General features: G+C 64.2%; 16 protein-coding genes. 5 read left to right on the forward strand and 11 right to left on the reverse strand.

The features are described from left to right. Window positions 1–5: 5 nt before the first annotated feature. From F3J24_RS13810 to F3J24_RS13840, 7 genes are read right to left on the reverse strand one after another with little or no spacing between them, the layout of a single operon-like run. Entirely contained in the window at window positions 6–374 is a 369-nt protein-coding gene (locus F3J24_RS13810; protein WP_003071857.1) for an EamA family transporter, read from the reverse strand. Then, a complete protein-coding gene (locus tag F3J24_RS13815) occupies window positions 367–1275 on the reverse strand; it encodes a carboxylesterase (protein ID WP_167007270.1) in 909 nt (302 codons plus the stop codon). The genes F3J24_RS13810 and F3J24_RS13815 overlap by 8 nt, the downstream gene beginning before the upstream one ends. Further along, the gene (locus tag F3J24_RS13820; RefSeq protein ID WP_167007273.1) at window positions 1272–1985 is read right to left on the reverse strand and encodes an MtnX-like HAD-IB family phosphatase; all 714 of its coding nucleotides are present in this window, start codon (window positions 1983–1985) and stop codon (window positions 1272–1274) included. The genes F3J24_RS13815 and F3J24_RS13820 overlap by 4 nt, the downstream gene beginning before the upstream one ends. Next, a complete protein-coding gene (locus tag F3J24_RS13825) occupies window positions 1978–2913 on the reverse strand; it encodes an HlyD family secretion protein (RefSeq protein WP_167007276.1) in 936 nt (311 codons plus the stop codon). Before F3J24_RS13825 ends, F3J24_RS13820 begins: the two co-directional genes overlap by 8 nt. A 2-nt stretch (window positions 2914–2915) precedes the next feature. Continuing rightward, window positions 2916–3668: an ABC transporter ATP-binding protein gene (locus F3J24_RS13830; protein ID WP_167007293.1), complete on the reverse strand. Its 753-nt coding sequence runs from the start codon at window positions 3666–3668 to the stop codon at window positions 2916–2918. A gap of 10 nt (window positions 3669–3678) precedes the next feature. Further along, entirely contained in the window at window positions 3679–4827 is a 1149-nt protein-coding gene (locus F3J24_RS13835; RefSeq protein ID WP_167007296.1) for an ABC transporter permease, read from the reverse strand. Beyond that, window positions 4824–6200: an efflux transporter outer membrane subunit gene (locus tag F3J24_RS13840; RefSeq protein ID WP_167008221.1), complete on the reverse strand. Its 1377-nt coding sequence runs from the start codon at window positions 6198–6200 to the stop codon at window positions 4824–4826. The genes F3J24_RS13835 and F3J24_RS13840 overlap by 4 nt, the downstream gene beginning before the upstream one ends. Before the next feature lie 233 nt (window positions 6201–6433). On the opposite strand from F3J24_RS13840, the gene F3J24_RS13845 reads away from it, so the two are divergent. Next, window positions 6434–7183 (forward strand): response regulator, encoded by a 750-nt coding sequence (locus F3J24_RS13845; protein WP_003059738.1) that lies wholly within the window; start codon window positions 6434–6436, stop codon window positions 7181–7183. After that, entirely contained in the window at window positions 7168–8340 is a 1173-nt protein-coding gene (locus F3J24_RS13850) for a cell wall metabolism sensor histidine kinase WalK (protein WP_167007299.1), read from the forward strand. Before F3J24_RS13845 ends, F3J24_RS13850 begins: the two co-directional genes overlap by 16 nt. Here the strand turns inward: F3J24_RS13850 and F3J24_RS13855 are convergent. Both F3J24_RS13855 and F3J24_RS13860 read right to left on the reverse strand, forming a co-directional pair. After that, window positions 8315–9871 (reverse strand): DUF3482 domain-containing protein, encoded by a 1557-nt coding sequence (locus F3J24_RS13855; RefSeq protein ID WP_167007302.1) that lies wholly within the window; start codon window positions 9869–9871, stop codon window positions 8315–8317. The two genes, F3J24_RS13850 and F3J24_RS13855, sit on opposite strands and share 26 nt — an antisense overlap. Beyond that, on the reverse strand, window positions 9871–11307 hold the full coding sequence (locus F3J24_RS13860; protein ID WP_167007305.1) for a DUF2868 domain-containing protein: 1437 nt from the start codon (window positions 11305–11307) through the stop codon (window positions 9871–9873). The genes F3J24_RS13855 and F3J24_RS13860 overlap by 1 nt, the downstream gene beginning before the upstream one ends. A gap of 185 nt (window positions 11308–11492) precedes the next feature. Between F3J24_RS13860 and trpB the strand changes: the two genes are divergently transcribed. Together trpB and F3J24_RS13870 are read left to right on the forward strand one after the other, a co-directional pair. After that, a complete protein-coding gene (gene trpB / locus F3J24_RS13865; protein ID WP_167007308.1) occupies window positions 11493–12695 on the forward strand; it encodes a tryptophan synthase subunit beta in 1203 nt (400 codons plus the stop codon). A gap of 132 nt (window positions 12696–12827) precedes the next feature. Then, the gene (locus F3J24_RS13870) at window positions 12828–14192 is read left to right on the forward strand and encodes a glycerophosphodiester phosphodiesterase family protein (protein ID WP_167007311.1); all 1365 of its coding nucleotides are present in this window, start codon (window positions 12828–12830) and stop codon (window positions 14190–14192) included. A 114-nt stretch (window positions 14193–14306) separates the two neighbouring features. On the opposite strand, the gene F3J24_RS13875 is transcribed toward F3J24_RS13870, so the two are convergent. Both F3J24_RS13875 and F3J24_RS13880 read right to left on the reverse strand, forming a co-directional pair. Continuing rightward, window positions 14307–14627 carry a hypothetical protein gene (locus tag F3J24_RS13875; protein ID WP_167007313.1) on the reverse strand — a complete coding sequence of 107 codons (321 nt, stop codon included), beginning with the start codon at window positions 14625–14627 and terminating at the stop codon, window positions 14307–14309. Window positions 14628–14653: 26 nt separating this feature from the next. Then, the gene (locus F3J24_RS13880) at window positions 14654–15886 is read right to left on the reverse strand and encodes an ammonium transporter (RefSeq protein ID WP_167007316.1); all 1233 of its coding nucleotides are present in this window, start codon (window positions 15884–15886) and stop codon (window positions 14654–14656) included. Between the two features lie 208 nt (window positions 15887–16094). On the opposite strand from F3J24_RS13880, the gene cls reads away from it, so the two are divergent. Next, entirely contained in the window at window positions 16095–17540 is a 1446-nt protein-coding gene (gene cls, locus F3J24_RS13885) for a cardiolipin synthase (RefSeq protein WP_167007319.1), read from the forward strand. The last annotated feature ends 164 nt before the right edge of the window (window positions 17541–17704 follow it).

Genomic DNA, 17704 nt, shown 5'->3' on the forward strand with positions numbered 1-17704 from the left:
GGCCCTCAATGCAATCCAACGATGGCCACGCCTATGGACACCAGCACGATGCCGGCTACGCGCATGGGCGCGAGCTTTTCACGAAACAGCACCCGGCCCAGAATCATGATGGCGACGATGTTGATCGAGCCCAGCAGCACCCCGTCCGACAGCGGCACCAGCGACAGAAACGCCAGCCAGACCAGAAACTCCGCGACATAGCAGGCAATGCCCACCCACAGCCAGGGCCTGGCAAGCATGAAGCGCCAGCGCTCCGTGCCATTGCGATGCCCGGGCTCACTGGCCGCTGCCTTGAAAGCCAGCTGTCCGCCACTGTCCACCAGCACATTGAGTATCCACAGCGTCACCACCAGGGGCGAAAGATCACTACCCATTCGCACCCCTGGCAGGCGCCGCCGAGCTGGCAATGCGCGCAATGAATTCGTTGAGCTTGGCAATCACGGTACGGCGCTCGCGGTCGATGGTGATCATGTGATAGCAATTGTCCAGCAGCACCAGGTCGACATGGGCGTTGACCGCGCCGCGCTGGATATCGTGGGCATTGCTGACCGAAGAAATATCGTCTTCCCGGGCATGAATGACCAGACAGGGCGAGCGCAGCTGCGCCAGTCGGGTCTGCACATTCGAGGACAGCGCGCGCAGCTCGATGACGCTCCACCAGGGATTGCCGGGCAGGCCCGCAGCAGAGCTGTCGCCGCTGTTCATCTGCTCGACCACGCGCGCGCGCAAGGCCTCGTCCTTGATGCCGTAGGGCGGCGCCTCCATGAAGACGCTGTTGCGACCGATGCCCAGCAGGCGGAACAGCGGCAGCAGGAACGCCAGCTTGGTATAGGCCGGAATGCTCCAGCCGTCATAGCGGAAGGTAGTGGACAGCGCACAGACGCCGGCCACCTTGTCGGGATGGCGCTCTGCCACGGCCAGGGACAGCAGCGCCCCCATGGACAGACCGCCGACCACCACATGGTCCACATGCAGCGAAAAGCGCTGCAGACCCGACTCCACACTTGCCAGCCAGTCCGTCCAGCGGGCAGCCACCAGGTCTTCCATGCTGCCGCAATGTCCTGCCAGTTGCACCCCGTAGACCGTGAAGCCCTGCTTGTTCAGACCTTTGGCGAGCAGGCGCATCTCGGCCGGCGTGCCGGTCAGGCCATGAATCAGCAGCACGCCCGTACGGGCATTGCGGCCTTCGCCGGGCATGACGAACTCATGCGGCGTCACGCACAGCTGCTGCAAATCCGGCTGCTGCAGCAGCCCCAATCCATCGGCGGCATTCATGCAGTCTGCTCCATGCCGAGCAGAACCTGCTCCAGCAGCTGGGTGGCCTGCGCAAAATGCTCGAAGCGCGCATGGGCAATCCCCTGGCTCTCGCAATAGTCGATGAGCTTGTACTTGGCCAGCACGAAATCCGCCTTGCCGGAAACGCAGAAGTCCGAGGTGCTGTCGCCGATGTAGAGCACCCGCCCATGCTCCGCCTGCTGCTCGGCAAGGCGCTCGCACTTGCAGTTGCCGCTGGCCCGTGTGCAGCGATTGCTGGCCCAGGGAGAATCCAGTCGCCAGCTGCGCTCGCCCGTCTGCACCAGATGATTGGCGATGACTTCCAGATCCCCGAGGCCGTGGCGTGCGAGCACATGGCGAATCGCATAGTCGATGCCGTCGCTGACGACCTGTACCTTGATGCCATGCAACCTGGCCTCGGCCACGAAGCCGGCAAAGTGCGCGTCGATCTCGATACCGTCCAGATGGTTCTGCAGCTCTGCCTCGCTCATGTCCAGCAAGGACACCTGACCCTTCATGCATTCGCGCGAGCCGATCTCGCCACGCTCCCAGGCGTCTTCCAGCTCCTGCCAGCCCGGCTTGCCAAAGCGGTTGAGCAGGGTGTCGGTCACGTCCAGCAGGCTGATGGTGCCGTCGAAATCGCTTTGCACCATCCAGCCGGTCGAAGCTGTACCTGCAGGCGACGGGAAAATCTGAATGCGCTTATTCATGGAAACTGATCCTCACGTTCTGACCGACCTTGACATTGGCGGGCGGCTGGTCAAATGCCAGCACGCATTCCACAACTCTTACCGGGCCGCGCTGCGCGTCGTCCTGCAGCCGGGCCGTACCGTAGACAGGACTGATGCGCAGCACGGTCGCAGCGGGAAACTCCTGGCGAGCAGCGCTGCCGTCTGCGTCAACGACCACCTGGGCCTTCATGCCTTCGCGAATCGCCGTCACATAGCTTTCGTTGACTTCGGCCCGCACGATCAGGGGCCGCTTGGGCAGCAGCACCGCCACCGGGCTACCGCTTTGCAGCATGCTGCCGCCCTGGGCCAGCAGGCGCACCACCACACCGGCCTCGGGCGCACGCAGCTCGTGGCGCTGCAGCAGGGCCCTCAGTTGCTCGGCCTTGCGCTTGGCGACCGTGACTTCCGCAGCCGCAATATCCACTTCGGACTGTGCGTCGCGCAGGGCCTGCACGGCTTCGTCCACGCTCTGCAGATCCGCCGCTCCCTGTTTGGCTGCGGCCTGCCAGCGCGTCAGCGTGGCCTTGAGCGCGGGCAAGCGATCCTGGCGCGTCTTGAGCTTGGTCTGTGCCAGTTGCAGCTCGGACTCCGCCACCGCCAGATCGGCACGCGCCGCATCGTCGGCGAGACGCAGCACCAGTTGGCCTTTCTGCACGCTCTGACCTTCCTTGACCAGCAATTGCTGCACCACGCCCGATGCGGTCGACGAAAGGTCAAGCAGACCGCCTTCGACGTCGATCTTGCCCCGCGCAACCGCCACCTGGCTTTGAGGCTTGGTCTGGGCTGCAGCCGGTGTGACCACGGAGGCCGCGTCCTGAGACGGAGAGCACCCGCCCAGCATCAGCACGGCCGCCGCCAGCAGCGGCGCGCCCGACACAATGCTGAGACGAAATGGGCTTGGGTTCATGTTTATTCCTTGATGGGGCTGTTCTGGCGCCAGTCGCTGCGAATGGCGCCGTCTTCCATGCCCAGCACACGATCGGCGTGGCGCACCAGACGCGGGTCATGGCTGACGCAGAGCACCGTGGTGCCGTGCGTGCGCGCTGCACGGTGCAGCAAGTCGATGACGCGCTGGCCGCTCTCGGCATCCAGTGCACTGGTGGGCTCGTCGGCGAACAACAGACGGGGCTGCTTGGCCATGGCACGTGCAATGGCCACACGCTGCTTCTCGCCACCCGACAGCTGGGCCGGACGCATATGACTGCGGTGCGAGAGCCCCACTTCATCGAGCGCCTCCTTGGCACGGCGCAATGTCTCGGCGCTTTTGAGGCCCATGTAGCCCAGTGGCAGCTGCACCTGCTCCAGTGCCGTCAGGGCCGGAAACAGATTGAAGCCCTGGAAGACGAAGCCCGTATGGCGCAGACGAAATTTCTCCAGTGCCGCCGTACCGAGCTTGGCCAGGTCCTCGCCCAGTGCCAGCGCATGGCCGGCATCGGGCTTTTGCAGTCCCGACATCAGCGACAGCAGCGTGCTTTTGCCGCAGCCCGACGGGCCAGAGATCAGGCTCAGCTCACCCGCATAGAGGCTAACGGACAGCCCCTGCAGCACATGTACCTGGACGATGCCCGACACAAAGGATTTGTTGAGGCGCACGGCCTCGAGGCTGGGCACAGCATCCTTGGCTACAGGTGTTTTGACGCGTTCCATGGTCTCGGCTTGCATGTTTCAGGCCTTAACGCAACAGGGTTGCCGGGTCGGCACGCAGCAGGCTGCGCATAGCGCCCAGACCCGACAGCAGCGACAGCACGGCCACCAGAAAGCCGCAGGCGAGTACCGCGGACAGGTTGAGGGCCACAGGGACGCGATAGGCGGATGCAATGCTGAGCAGCAACGCGCTGGCCAATGCCGCCAGCACGAAGCCCAAACCGCCAATCCAGCAGGCCTGCTCTACCACCACGCGGCCCAGAGCTGCCCGGCTCACGCCCAGGGCATTGAGCACCGCATACTCGCGGGCGGATCCTGCCACCACCGCCTTGAGCGACTGGCTGGTCACGATGGCGCCCACCAGGCAGACGATGACGGCCATGAAGAGCACGCCGGCACCGGCGCCGGTATCGAGCATCCAGTAACGCTGGGAGCGGCGCGCAAAGGCATCCGCCGTCCAGACCTCGTACGGGCCGAAGCTGCTGCTGGACCGGCTCAATCGCGCCTGGGCCTCGCCTGCCTTGGCTCCTTGCTTGAGACGCGCCACGAAATAGGTGCTGCCATGCTCGGCACTGGTTTCTGCAATTTCGCGGGTCGTGCTGAGCGAGGCGATCACGTTGACGCCGCCCAGCCCGCGCAAGCCGTCGACGGCAGCCACGATCTTGACTGCATGGTTGTTAATCCAGGCCGTACGGCCTTCCTGCGCACCCAGAGTCCCCAGGTCCGCCCTGTCCACAATCACGGCACCGGGCTCGCGCAGCAGCTGTCGCTGCCAGGAGGTGAGCACCTTGGTGAACATCATGGAGTTGTCCGCAGTGCTGACGCCCGAGAGATAGACCGAGACTCCGCCTCCGGTCGCGCCCTGGGCACCGGCGCGAGCGCGCCAGTCGCCATCGACCCAGACATAGGATTCCACAGCCGCGACATCGGGGTCCATGCGCAGACGCATCTCCACATCGCTGCCGATATTGCGCCCGAAGTTCACGCTTTGCGTACCCGGATAGCCCACCCAGAGATCGGCTGAAGAAGCCGTCACATAGATCGCTGCAGAGCCAAAGATGCCCAGCACCAAGGCGGCCTGCATGGCCAGCAGAACGCCCGAAAAGCCCACGGCGAACACCGAGGGGACAAAGCGCCTCCACTCATAGATCAGCGTCTTGCGCGCCAGGGCAATCATGGCTGGACCTCGGAGACCGCTGCATCGATGGGCGCAGCGCCCACGGCCTTGTAGAGCGCCACATAGGCCAGCGCCTCGGCTGCCCTGGCGGTTGCCAGCTCGCTCTGGTTGTGCAGGCTGGCGCGCGCGTTGTCGATACCCGCGAATTCACTGGACAGGCCCAGTTGCTGGCGCACTGCCTGGGCCTTCTCGCGCCCGGCATGGATCTGTCTCTCGGACTGCAGCTGCTGCTGCCTTTGCTGCTGGGCGGCAACCGCCGCCAGCGCCGATTCCGCCTCGGCCATACCGTTGAGCACAGCCTGGCGATAAGCCTTGATGCTGGCCTGCAGCGCCAGCTCCTTGCCGTCCGCGACGGCACGGCGGCGACCCCAGTCAAAGAGCGGAATATCGATCTGCGGACCGACCATGGGGATGGAGTCCGAGGTCGTGCGGTGATTGCGCGTCAGGTTGTAGGCGTACAGCAGGGACCCCGTCAGGGTCAGCCGCGGGTAAAGCGCCGCGCGCGACACGCCGACCTCGGCCGCGGCCTGCTCCACCGCTGCTTCGGCACTTTGAATATCGGGGCGATTGCGCAGCAGGTCTGCCGGCAGCACGGAAAGTGCCTGCACTGCGGGCAATGCGGCATCGGCACTGGGCTGCAGCCATTGCGGCTCGGCGCGCTCGCGTCCCAGCAGGGCTGCCAGCGCATGGGCAGCGCGCGCCTGGGCTTCGTTCAGGGTGGATAGCTGGGACTCTGCGGTGCGCAGCTGCAGCTGTTGCTGCTCCAGAGACTGGGCATCGGCCAGCCTCTGCGCATGCCGAACCTGCAAGAGCTGCAGCTGTCGCTGCGCCTGCTGCAACTGCTTTTCGGCGAGACCGCGCTGTACCTGGGCCAGCCGGATATCGAGATAGCGATGCACCACATCGGCCACCAGGGCCACCCGTGCCGCATGCAGCTGGGCTTGCGCGTCCAGCACGCCGGCCGCGCCTGCTCGGCGTGCCGCGGCGGAATCGCCAAACAGGCCCAGATCCCAGCTCACATCGATGCTGGCATGAAAGTAGGTGTCAACGGCTGCAATATCCTGCAGGGTCCGCGCTCCGGTATTTACCGTGGGGCGAAAAGCCGCATCAGCCGTGCCTGCCAGCAAGCGCTGCTGACGCAGGCGCAGCACGGATTGGGCTACATCAAGGTTCTGGGACAGCGCCTCGTCCACCAGCGCATTCAGCGCGGGATCATTCCAGGCACGCCACCAGCGGGCCAGTTCCGCAGGGTCCGACTTTTGAGCCGACTCCTGCTGCTGCCACTGCGGTGGCGTGGTCCGGTCCAGCCTGACTGCCTCGGGCGCAGCACAGCCTGCCAGCAACGACAAGGCACACAGACACAGACTGCCCATGCGAAGACGCGAGACGTGGGAGGAAAAAATCACAGCGCAGTTGGCTCAAGCTATAGATGTCACCCGGGAACCTGCAGAAAGCGGAAACAGCTTTCCATCCTCGCCATTGGACGGCAGCAAGCTTTCGCCAGATTGCAGGGTTTATGTAGGAATTATGGAGAACCGCCGCCATTCGTTGATTGCAGCGGCAAAGCACATAATGTGCAAACAACAAGATTCAGGGAGTCCCGCAGATGCATGACTTTGCTGCACACAAAACCATGGCTACTTTTGCTCAACCCGCTTCCACGCCCCTGGTGCTCGTAGTCGAAGACGAACCCGCCATTGCCGGCGTACTCAGCGCCTATCTGGAACGCGACGGCCTGCGCATCCGCATGGCCCAGGACGGCGAGGAGGCCCTGCAGAGCTTTCGCCAGCTGCGCCCGGACCTGGTGCTGCTCGACATCCATCTGCCCAAGGTCGATGGCGTGGATGTGCTGCGCATGATTCGCAACGACAGCGATGTCCCCGTCATCATGGTGACGGCCCTGGCCGACGATGTGGACAAGCTGCTGGCACTGCGCCTGGGGGCGGACGACTATGTGGTCAAGCCTTTCAACCCTCCCGAAGTGGTGGCACGGGTGCGTGCCGTGCTGCGCCGCACCCAGGCCAAGCCTGCTCCGGTGGCCGCCCCCATCCGAGTCGGACCGATAGAAATCGACGTGGAAGCCCATAGCGCAGCCGTCTACGACGATGCGGGCCAGGCCGTTCCCCTGGCGCTGACGCTCACGGAATTTCGGCTGCTGGCCTGTCTGGCGGCCCAGCCGCGCCGCTGTTTTTCACGCGCCTACCTGATTGAGAACTGCCTGCCGGAAAGCGACGCGCTGGAGCGGGTGATCGACTCCCATCTCTCCAAGCTGCGCCGCAAGCTGCAACTGGCCGGACAGGACGGACTGATCGAGACCGTGCGCGGTATTGGCTATCGTCTATGGCCCTGGGACTGAACCGCATCTGGGTCCGCTTTGGTCTGTGGATCACGGCGGCCGTGCTGCTGGCCATTGCCTCGCTGGCGATTGGCGTGCTGGCGTTTTCCGAGCTGCAGTACCGCGAGTTCTATCGCCACCTGCCAAGCCCCGTCAAGACCGAGCTGGAAGCGCTGAAATCCCAGGATCTGGAGGACAGCCCCAGAGCCTTGCAGATCTACTCCGAGTACTGGGAAGGCGACCGCCTGTTCGGCGAGAAATGGTCGCTGGTCATCGGTCTGGCCGTCAGCCTGCCTTTCGGCATGGCCGTGGGCTTCTGGATTTCCCGTCGTATCACCAGTCCGCTGGCCTCCATGGTGGAAGTGGCTGCGCGCGTGGAGCGCGGCGACCTGGCCTCCAGAGCCGTCAAGGGCAATGCCCACGGCGAGATGGCAGAAATGATCGATGCCTTCAACGGCATGGTCGATTCGCTGGAGACGCTGGAAGCGGAGCGGCTGGCCACGGCCGCCTCCATCTCCCACGAGCTGCGCACTCCCTTGACGGTGCTGCAGGCAAGACTGCATGCGATCTGCGACGGCGTCATCGACTCCAGCCAGGCCGAAATGAAGACGCTGCTGGCCCAGGTCGAGCACCTGGGACGGCTGGTCGGCGACCTGCACACCCTGTCCATGGCCGACGCCGGACAGTTGTCCCTGCGCAAGGAACGCATAGACCTCGCCACACTGGTCGGCGATGTCGTCGAAGAGCTGCACCCGCAGCTGCAAAAGCTGGACATGGCCTTGTCACTGGATCTGCCCATGCAGGACGGCGATGGCAGCACCGACATCAAAGCCGACACCGACCGCTTGCGCCAGATCACCACCAACCTGATCAGCAATGTGCTGCGCCATGCCAGCAGCGGCCACTGGCTGAGCATCCGGGTGCATGCAAGCTCCGACCACCAGAACCAGTCATGGGTGATCCTGGAAGTGGGTGATGCGGGTCCCGGCCTTGCCCCCGAGGTCCAGGCCCATCCGTTCCAGCGCTTTGTCCAGGCCCCAGGCAAGCGCCGCCGGGAAGGCTCGGGCCTGGGCCTGTCCATCGTCAAAGCTCTGGTGACCTCACAGGGCGGCACCGTCAGCACGGGCGTCTCCGAGCGTGGCGGTGCCCTGTTTACGGTGCGCTTTCCGCGTCTCTGACTCCGGAGTCCGCGTTCAGCCCCGGATAGAGATCAGCCATGATCTGCTGCAGGCTTTGCGAGAGCAACTCCATGATGGCGACTTTTTGCGCATCGGTGGCCGCCCCTGCGGCATTTGCTTCACGCAGCTGCGCCCAGACTGCCGCCCATTGCGCAGCTTGTGCCTGCACCGCGACCTGGGCCAGCTCACTCCATTGGTTGGGCGCCGCAGGGCTGGTGTAACGCCCGCGACCGCGGCCAAAATGCGAGATCAACAGGTACTTGAGCAGTACCTGACTCACGCTGGCGTTCAGATAGTCGCCAGAGAGTCGAAAGCTCTGCAGCTCCTGGTCGAACATCTTGTTCGCTCCCCAGGCCGCACCACCAAAGGTGAGGGCCCCGAGCAGCGCGCCCACCAGGGCACCGGCACCCAGCGTCAAGCCTCCGGCCATCAGATCAGCCCCCAGTCCTGTGGCCGCACCGGCAGTCAACGCCCCCCACAAGCTGGCCGCCTGCGCATCCACAGGCGTGGTGATCTGCAGCTGGCTGCGCAGTTGCTCCTGAATCTGACTGGCCGCCTGACCGTCGAGTCCATGAATCTCGAGCAAGCGCTGCGTGGCATTCACATCGGCCTGACGCAAAGTCTGCAGCAGCCGCTGCACGGCCGCCCTGGCCTGGGCTCCGAGCCGCTCTTCACCCTCTGCCGATTTGCCGAGCTTGGCGGTGAGCTGACTCAGGCTTTGCCAGGCACGCGCCAGCAGCCGGCCTTGCTCGGGATCGAGTTTTTCATGCAGCCCCGCAGCTGTCAGCAACTGCTCTGCCATGACGGACAGGCTCGCCTGCTCGCGCTGTTGCTGCTGCCAGGCCCGCTGCTCCAGCAGACGCTGGTAGGCGGGCTGTTTGGAGCTAGGCAACAGTGGCGCAATGCTCTGCATCATCCTGCGCTCATGCCACCAGCTGCGCGTGAAGGCGTCGAGCACGAGTACGTCGCGCACCACGCTGTGAAAGCTCTGCGTCGCCTGCTGCCAGCGCCGCAGATCCTGCTGCGTCTGAGCGGCCGTGGTGTCGCTGCCGATCTGGTTGAGCAGCACGATGACCGGCTTGTTCAACCAGGCCAGTATGTTCATCTCGGCGCTCCAGTAACCGGCATCCGCCGGGTCTTCCGCCGCGTTGACAAGGTAGAGCATCACATCCGCATGGTCGCGTGCAGCGAGCAAGGCACGCTGGCTCAGGTAAAAGGGCTTGTCGCGCCACCGATCCCAGACATTGCTGAGAAACCAGCCCAGCGGATTGCCTTGCTGCCGCAGGCGCTCATACAGCCGCACGGAGTCGCCGAAACCCGGTGTGTCCCAAAGCCACAGCTCATCACCCTGCTGCGTCTTCTGAAGCAGATAGCGCTGTGACTGCGTGGTCACATGGGCGGCATCGTCAATCTCGCCGACGTCGTCGGCCATCAGCGTACGGGTCAGCGTGGTCTTGCCGATATTGGTGTGCGACAGCAGACACCACTGAATGCTGCTGTCGATCGGAACCAGTTCCTTGCTCTCGCTCATCATGACACTCCTGCGCCGGGCACCAAGGTCGCGTTCAATCCCGCGCTGCGCACAAATTCCCGCCATAGCTGCTCGCGCTCCTGCACGCGCGCCGGGGCACCGCTGTTGCGCGCACGAAAGTCCGCCGCCCATAGCCACACATCGGTCTGCGCACCCCAGCGGTTCAATACCTGCGCCAGCAGCACGCCATGGATTTCCGCCTCGGGCGTGGCAGCCAGATTGAGCAGCAGCACCTGCTGTGCGTCAACGGCCGAAGCGTCCGGCAAGGGCGATCCATAGGCCAGCACCGGCAACAGCGCAAGCTGCGCCCCAGCGCCGTAGCTCTGCGCCACATGGTTGCGCAGGGCGGCTTCGCGCTCGGGCGTGATGTCCAGGCTGTAGGGCTGCACCAGCAGCGCCGTGGCGCGCCCCGCCCAGTCACGCTGCAGCTTCTGGAAATAAGGCTGCTGCAGCGGCAAGGCCAGATGCTGGCTCAACCACCAGACCCTGGCACCCTGCCACAGCGCCAGCAGCAGGCGCGGCGCCACCACCATCAAGCCCAGCAGCCAGCTGTAGAGCTGCACCCAGCGCGGCCCCGCATCTGCGGCATCACCGGCCGACCAGCCCTGCAGCGCCTGGATCTGGGCCAGACTCCACGGTGCCAGACCCAGCAGATATTGCACCGGCGCAAACAGCAAATTCAGACAGGTCTGCACGGCGGGGGGCGAGAGAAAAGTGCTCTCCCAGCCCACTTGATAAGCCCTGGTCAGGCCGGTCAGCCATAGCGATGCCAGCGCTCCCAGTGCCAGCATGGCGGCTCCCAGATGCAGGCACACAAGCCATTGCGCATGGCGCGGCCGCTGGTTGATCTGCCACCAGTTGCGCTCGAAGTTCAGCGCCATCTTGCGCAGCCCCGTGCCGCGCGAAACACTCCACTTCCTTGCCTGCAGCTTCTGCAGCCAGCCGCCGGACGCTACGGCAACGCCCTGCCCCTGTTCAGGCTCCAGCGGTGCAATCACCGTCTTCTTGCGCCGCACCAGACTGCGCAGCCAGGTCAGCAGCAACAACGCATAGACCAGCAGATTCCACAGCACGATACCGATCAGGGAGGCAGAGAGCAGGTCCACACGATGCGGGTCGGTGATTGCATGGCCCGCAAAACCCAGCGCAAACGCCGCAGCCATTACGGCAAGCACCATCCAGCGCGAAATGCCGGCGCGCTGCCGGGCCATCGCGCGTATGTCGGCAGGCAGCTGCGCCGCAGCGATCACACGCTGCGCCCGCTCCTGCAAAAAGCCTTCGAACGCCGCACGGCCGCCGCCCCTGGTCTTGCCCTGGGCGTGCAGGCACTCCTGCGTGATGGCTGTGCAGCGCTCGGCCGTTGGCAGCGCCTCGTGCGCAGCGGCGGTTTCCAGAGCATGGGCAAAGACAATGTCGCGGGCTGAGCTGGCTTTCATGTCGCTATTGTGTTTCAGAGCAAGAGAGGGCGTTGCAAATATCAAAACAATAGCTGTCAGCACATTCTTCGTGGGCGCTGCAGGCATTTTTCATGACTCTTCCATCGGGACTTGCCTGCAAGCGCCCCAAGCCCGCTGTGTGCTATGAATGCAGCTTTGCTGCACAACACCCGAGGAGACAAGCCATGACCCAGAACCCCCAAGCCATGCCCGATGCCCAGGGCTTCTTTGGCCCCTATGGCGGCCAACTCGTGCCACCCGAGCTCAAGCAATGCATGGACGAGATCGCCGCAGCCTATGAAGAGATCGTCAAGCGCCAGGATTTCCAGGACGAGCTGGCCGCATTGTTTGCCGACTATGTGGGCCGACCCAGCCCCATCTTTCACGCCAGACGCCTGTCCGACCAGCTGGGCGGCGCGCAAATCCATCTCAAGCGCGAGGATCTGAATCACACGGGGGCGCACAAGATCAACCACTGCCTGGGCGAGGCACTGCTGGCCAAGTTCATGGGCAAGAAAAAAGTCATTGCCGAGACCGGCGCCGGCCAGCACGGCGTAGCTCTGGCCACGGCCTGTGCGCTGGTGGGCATTCCCTGCGAGATTCACATGGGCCAGGTGGATATCGAGAAGGAACACCCCAACGTCACCAAGATGCGCATTCTGGGCTGCAATCTGGTGCCCGTCACGCGCGGCGCAGCCACGCTGAAGGAGGCCGTGGACAGCGCCTTCGAGGTCTATCTGCAGGACCCCGTCAACACCATTTACGCGATTGGCTCGGTGGTCGGCCCGCACCCCTTTCCCATGATGGTGCGGGACTTCCAGTCCATCGTGGGTCGTGAGGCTCGCGAGCAGTTTCAGTCCCGGCACGGCAAGCTGCCCGATCATGTGGCAGCCTGCGTGGGCGGGGGCAGCAATGCCATGGGCATCTTCACGGCCTTCCTCGGTGACGCATCCGTGCACCTGGTGGGCGTGGAGCCTGCCGGTGAGGGCGTGGACAAGCCCGGCCGCCATGCCGCCACGCTGTCGGTTGGCAAGCCCGGCGAGATTCACGGCATGAAGTGCTATGTGCTGGAGAACGCCGACGGCACACCGGCCGCCGTGCACAGCATCGCCTCGGGCCTGGACTACCCCGGCGTGGGCCCGCAGCACAGCTATCTCAAGGACATAGGGCGCGTGGACTACCAGTCCGTGGACGACAAGGAATGCCTGAATGCCTTCATGACGCTGTCGCGTGTGGAGGGCATCATCCCGGCTCTGGAAAGTGCGCACGCCGTGGCCTGGGCCATGCGAGAAGCTCCCAAGCTCGGCAAGGACCAGCATATTCTGGTCAATCTCTCGGGCCGCGGCGACAAGGATGCCGATTACGTCGCCAAAAAGCTGGGGCTGTAACCGCCACGTTCCGCACAGGGCAGCCACCCCGCAGCCCTGTGCTTCGGAGCGTGAACACGCTCTGGGGGCACGGTCACACAACCGTCATCAACAACCGCAAGCATGAGGCGATCTCCATCCATGCCTGAAACCATGTCCCATACCCGCCACCCCGTCTTTGCTCTGACCTTGCTTGCCGCGCTTGCCATGAGCGCCTGTGGCGGTGGAGACGGCCCGACGCCGGCACCTGCGCCGCAATTTCTGACGCTGGACGGCAAACAGCCCCAGGTCATCGCCCACCGCGGCTATTCGGGGCTGTACCCCGAGCAGACACAGATGGCGTATGAGAAAGCCATCGATGCCGGTGCCGACATGATCGAGCTGGACATGCACCTGAGCCGCGACTGCCAGTTGGTGGCACGCCACAACGCCTGGCTCAGCGACAGCACCAATATCGCCGATGTCGCCAAGATCAATGCCTATGTAGCGGGCCGCAAGCGCAACACGCCCGGCGTGCTGGTCAACGTGAAGTACCCGGCCATTGCCGCCAACGGCCCCGCACAGTACCTGAGCGACCGCATCGATCCGAACAATCAGAAGTCGGTGCTGCAGGCTCTGGTGGTCGACGGCGAAGACCACACCGGCGACTGGTCCATCTCGGACTTCACCCTGCATGAGCTGCGCACGCTGTTTGGCGGCACCACGCTGGACAATCGTGCCGATCGCCCCAGCGAATGGAATGGCAAGCTGCCACTGATCAGCGCACAGGATGTGATCGATATCGCACTCGCCAAGGGCAAGGCGGCAGGCCGCACGATTTCCGTCTACGCCGAGACCAAGAACCCATACTGGAACAACCAGCAGGCCATTGCCAACAGCTGCGGGACGGGTGACCACCCCTTCGAAGACGCCGTGATGGCGCTGCTGGACAGGAACAACCTCAACCGCAAGGAAGCGCCGATCTACATCCAGAGCTTCGACCCCGACAGCCTGAAGTATCTGCGCAAGGCAGGCATGCGAGCCAAGGGGGTGCAACTGATCGATGGCAACGACTACAACTTCAGGGACGGCTCCGTAGGCTATATCACTGCCGACGAATGGACCTTCATCAGCGGCCGCCCCTATAGCTGGACTCTGACCGGCGACGCTCGCACCTTCGCGGTCATGCAGACGCCGGCAGGCCTGGCCGAGATCAAGACCTATGCCGACGGTATCGGCCCCTGGAAACCCCAGGTGCTGGCCCATTCCGTCGTTCCCTACAAGGACGGCGCGGGCCTCAAGGACGTCAACACGCTCAAGGACACCGGCCTGATCGCCAATGCCCACAAGGCCGGTCTGGTGGTGCACAGCTTTACCTTCCGCAGCGAGGCCAGCCGGCTCGCGGGCATCTTCAAGGGCGACCCGCTGCAGGAATATCTGGCTTACTACCGTCTGGGCATTGACGGCGTGTTCACCGACTTCACGGCCGATGGCGTGAAGGCCCGCGATGCCTATATTGCCGAGCTGAAAAAGCAATAGGCCAGGCTTGTTGCCGACACAGCCTGCTTCAGCGTGCTGCAGCGGACTGCCACGGATCACAGGCATTGTGATCCGTGGCACCAAGCCGTCCCGGCCTCGGATCCGGCTTGTGCCTCAGCGCAGCCCACCGATATAGCGTGCCGAGGTGCGCAGTATCTCGGCGGCCTTGGTGGTGACCGAACTATCGCTCTGCGTGGTCTCTGCAGGCGCTGCATGCCGGGGCTTGTCGCCGCTCCAGCTGTCCTGCAGACGCCGGGCCAGGCGCGCCAGCTCCTCGTCCTGTTGCTCTCGTGCACGCTCCAGCGCAAAAGCCACCATGGCCTGTGCATAGGCCTGGTTGCAGGCCATCCATTCGGTATCGGTCACCCGGCCGGTCTTGCGGCGCAACACCACATGCAGATGTGCAGCCACCGCCACTCGCTCGCTGTCCTCCATACACCGCTCCTGTCTTTGATGGATCACTAGTGCTGACGTTCCAGATGCAGGCTGATATCCAGGCCTTCCATTTCCTGCACGGCATCCACCCGCAACGGCATCAGCAGACGGATCAGCACTAGCACCCCGGCCGTGGCTGCGGCACTGTAGGCAGCCACCGCTGCCACCGCAATCAGCTGATTCAGCACCGTGGCGCCTGTGCCCGCGATCAGCGGATCGGCAAACACCGCCGTGAGGATAGAGCCTGCAATGCCGCCCACGCCGTGCACGCCGAAGACATCGAGCGAGTCGTCGGCCCCCAGCCTGCGCTTGAGCCAGGTTGCGCCCCAGAAGCAGACAGCGCCCGCAATCAGGCCTATCCACACCGCACTGCCCACCTGCACAAAACCGGCTGCAGGGGTGATGGCGACCAATCCGCCCACCATGCCCGAGAGCAGGCCCAGCAAGGTCGGAGCGCCGCGCACCAGCCACTCCACCACCATCCATGCCAGCCCGGCGGCCGAGGCCGCCACCAGCGTGACCACAAAGGCCAGCGCTGCACGCCCGTCGGCGGACAGGGCCGATCCGGCGTTGAAGCCGAACCACCCAAACAGCAGCAACGCTGTGCCCATGGCCGTCCAGCCCAGGCTGTGCGGCTCGAAGGGCTCTGTGCCATAGCCACGCCTGCGCCCCATCATGAAGGCACAGACCAGCGCCGCCACACCCGCGTTCACATGCACCACGGCACCGCCGGCAAAGTCCAGTGCGCCCAGCTGGTTCAGCCAGCCGCCGCTCTCCCACACCCAGTGCGCCACCGGGGCATAGACCACCACGCTCCACAGCGCGGCAAATACCAGCAGGGCCGCAAAGCGCATGCGCTCGACCACGGCCCCCACGATCAGCGAGGTGGTGATGATGGCGAATGCGGCCTGGAACAGGGCATAGGCCGCTTCGGGCAGATGCGGCGCCAGATGGCTGACCGAGATCACGCTGCGCCGGCCATCAAAGTGCAATGAGGCAAACCAGGCGCGACCCAGATTGCCGAGCCAGGGAGAATCAGCAGTAAACGCGAGCGAGTAGCCCAGGCCGAACCAGGTCAGGGTCACCACACAGGCCACCGCGAACACGGCCACCATGGTGTTGACCACATTCTTGCGACGCACCAGCCCTGCATAGAACAGGGCGATGCCCGGCAAGGTCATCAGCAAGACCAGCGCCGACGCAACCATGACCCAACCGGTATCTGCCTTGTCGATGGCAGTCAATGGCACCATTTCCATGCACTCCCCCCTGCTTGTTTGCTTTGACAAGGAAGGAAGCAGGTTCCATGCCAGTGCCATGTCTATCTTCTGTCGCTACATTACTGATAGCATTTCGCGCTTTTTCATCAATGAGTTCAAGCTCATTGCATATGAATCAGGGCTTGCAGCTTGTGCTTGGGGCAGAGCCCGTTATGCTCGACAAGGTCCATCGTTGCTGCACTGATTCATGACCTGGCTACTGCTGACTCTTCATGTATTGCTGATCACCGGTTTCGGCCTGCGCATCCTGCTGCGCCGGGACATGCGGCCCGACGTGCGCCTGGCCTGGCTCATGGTCATCGTGCTGCTGCCCTATGTGAGCTGCCTGCTGTACTACCTGTTTGGCGAGGTGGCCCTGGGCCGCGTACCAGGCCGCAGAAGACTCAATGTGCGCGAGTTCTGCCAGTCTCGCAGCGGCGCCGCGACCGATGCCGACCGCAGCCCGCAGGCACTGCCGACCATTCCTGATCAATGGCTGCCGGCCTTCCGCTATGCCTCGTCCATCAACGGCTTTGCGCCGCTGCCCGGCCACAGGGCCGAGCTGATGCGCGATGGTGCACATGCCCGTGCGCAGATGCTGGCCGACATGGATGCCGCGCGCCACGAGATCAATGTGCTGTACTACATCTGGCTGGACGACGGCACCGGCACCGATATGGCCCATGCCCTGATGCGTGCCGCACAGCGCGGCGTGACCTGCCGTGCCATGGTCGACGGACTGGGATCGCGCGCACTGACGCGCTCGCCACTGTGGCAGCAGATGCAGCAGGCCGGCGTGCACCTGGCGATTGCCCTGCCCATCAGCAATCTGCTCAAGGTCATGCTGACCAGCCGCATCGACCTGCGCAACCACCGCAAGATCACGCTCATAGACGGCAGGATCAACTATTGCGGCAGCCAGAACTGCGCCGACGAGGGCTTTCACATCAAGGCTCGCTACGCCCCCTGGGTGGACATCATGCTGCGCCTGCAGGGACCCGTGGTCATGCAGATGCAGCAGGCCTTTGCCAGCGACTGGGCGCAGTCCGATGCGAGCTTTGCACCACCGGCAATAGAGGCCGAGGCCGGTGCTGCCGCTGACGACGGCTTCCATGCCGTTGCGATTGCCGAAGGGCCGACGGAAAGAGCACGCTCAACACCCCAGCTGGTTGCCAGCCTGCTGGCCTGTGCGCAGCGCGAGGTCGTGATCTCCACCCCCTACTTCGTGCCAGACAGCACGGTGCTTGATGCCTTGTGCGCCGCCGCGCTGCGCCAGGTGCAGGTCACGCTGATCCTGCCCGCCCGCAATGACTCCTGGATCGTCGGCGCCGTCAGCCGCAGCCACTACTGGCGGCTGCTGAGCGCCGGCGTCCAGATCCACGAATTCCGCCCCGGCCTGCTGCATGCCAAGACCTTGTGCCTGGACGGCTCGGTCAGCCTGATCGGCTCCACGAATCTGGATCTGCGCAGCTTCGACCTGAACTTCGAAAACAATGTGTTGCTGCATGACGAAGCCATCACCGAGGCCATCCGTCAGCGCCAGCAAAGCTATCTGCGCGAGTCCGATGCGGTGACGCTGGAACAGGTGCGCGCCACTCGCTGGTGGAAACGCATCTGGGACAACCTGCTGGGTGCCCTGAGCCCTCTGCTGTAGACCCTGGTGCCCAAGCTTTGGGCACGCCCACCGCCTACGCACCACACGCGTGCACACAGGCTGCCGATCTCGCACCAGGACGGACAGCCCCCCGATTTCATGCATGAAAGTCAGGGCTGACCCTCTTCAAAATTACGGAAATCTGCAGGAATACCCTCTGCTGG

This window comes from Comamonas sp. Tr-654, from assembly GCF_011752915.1.
Taxonomy (GTDB): Bacteria; Pseudomonadota; Gammaproteobacteria; order Burkholderiales; family Burkholderiaceae_C; genus Comamonas.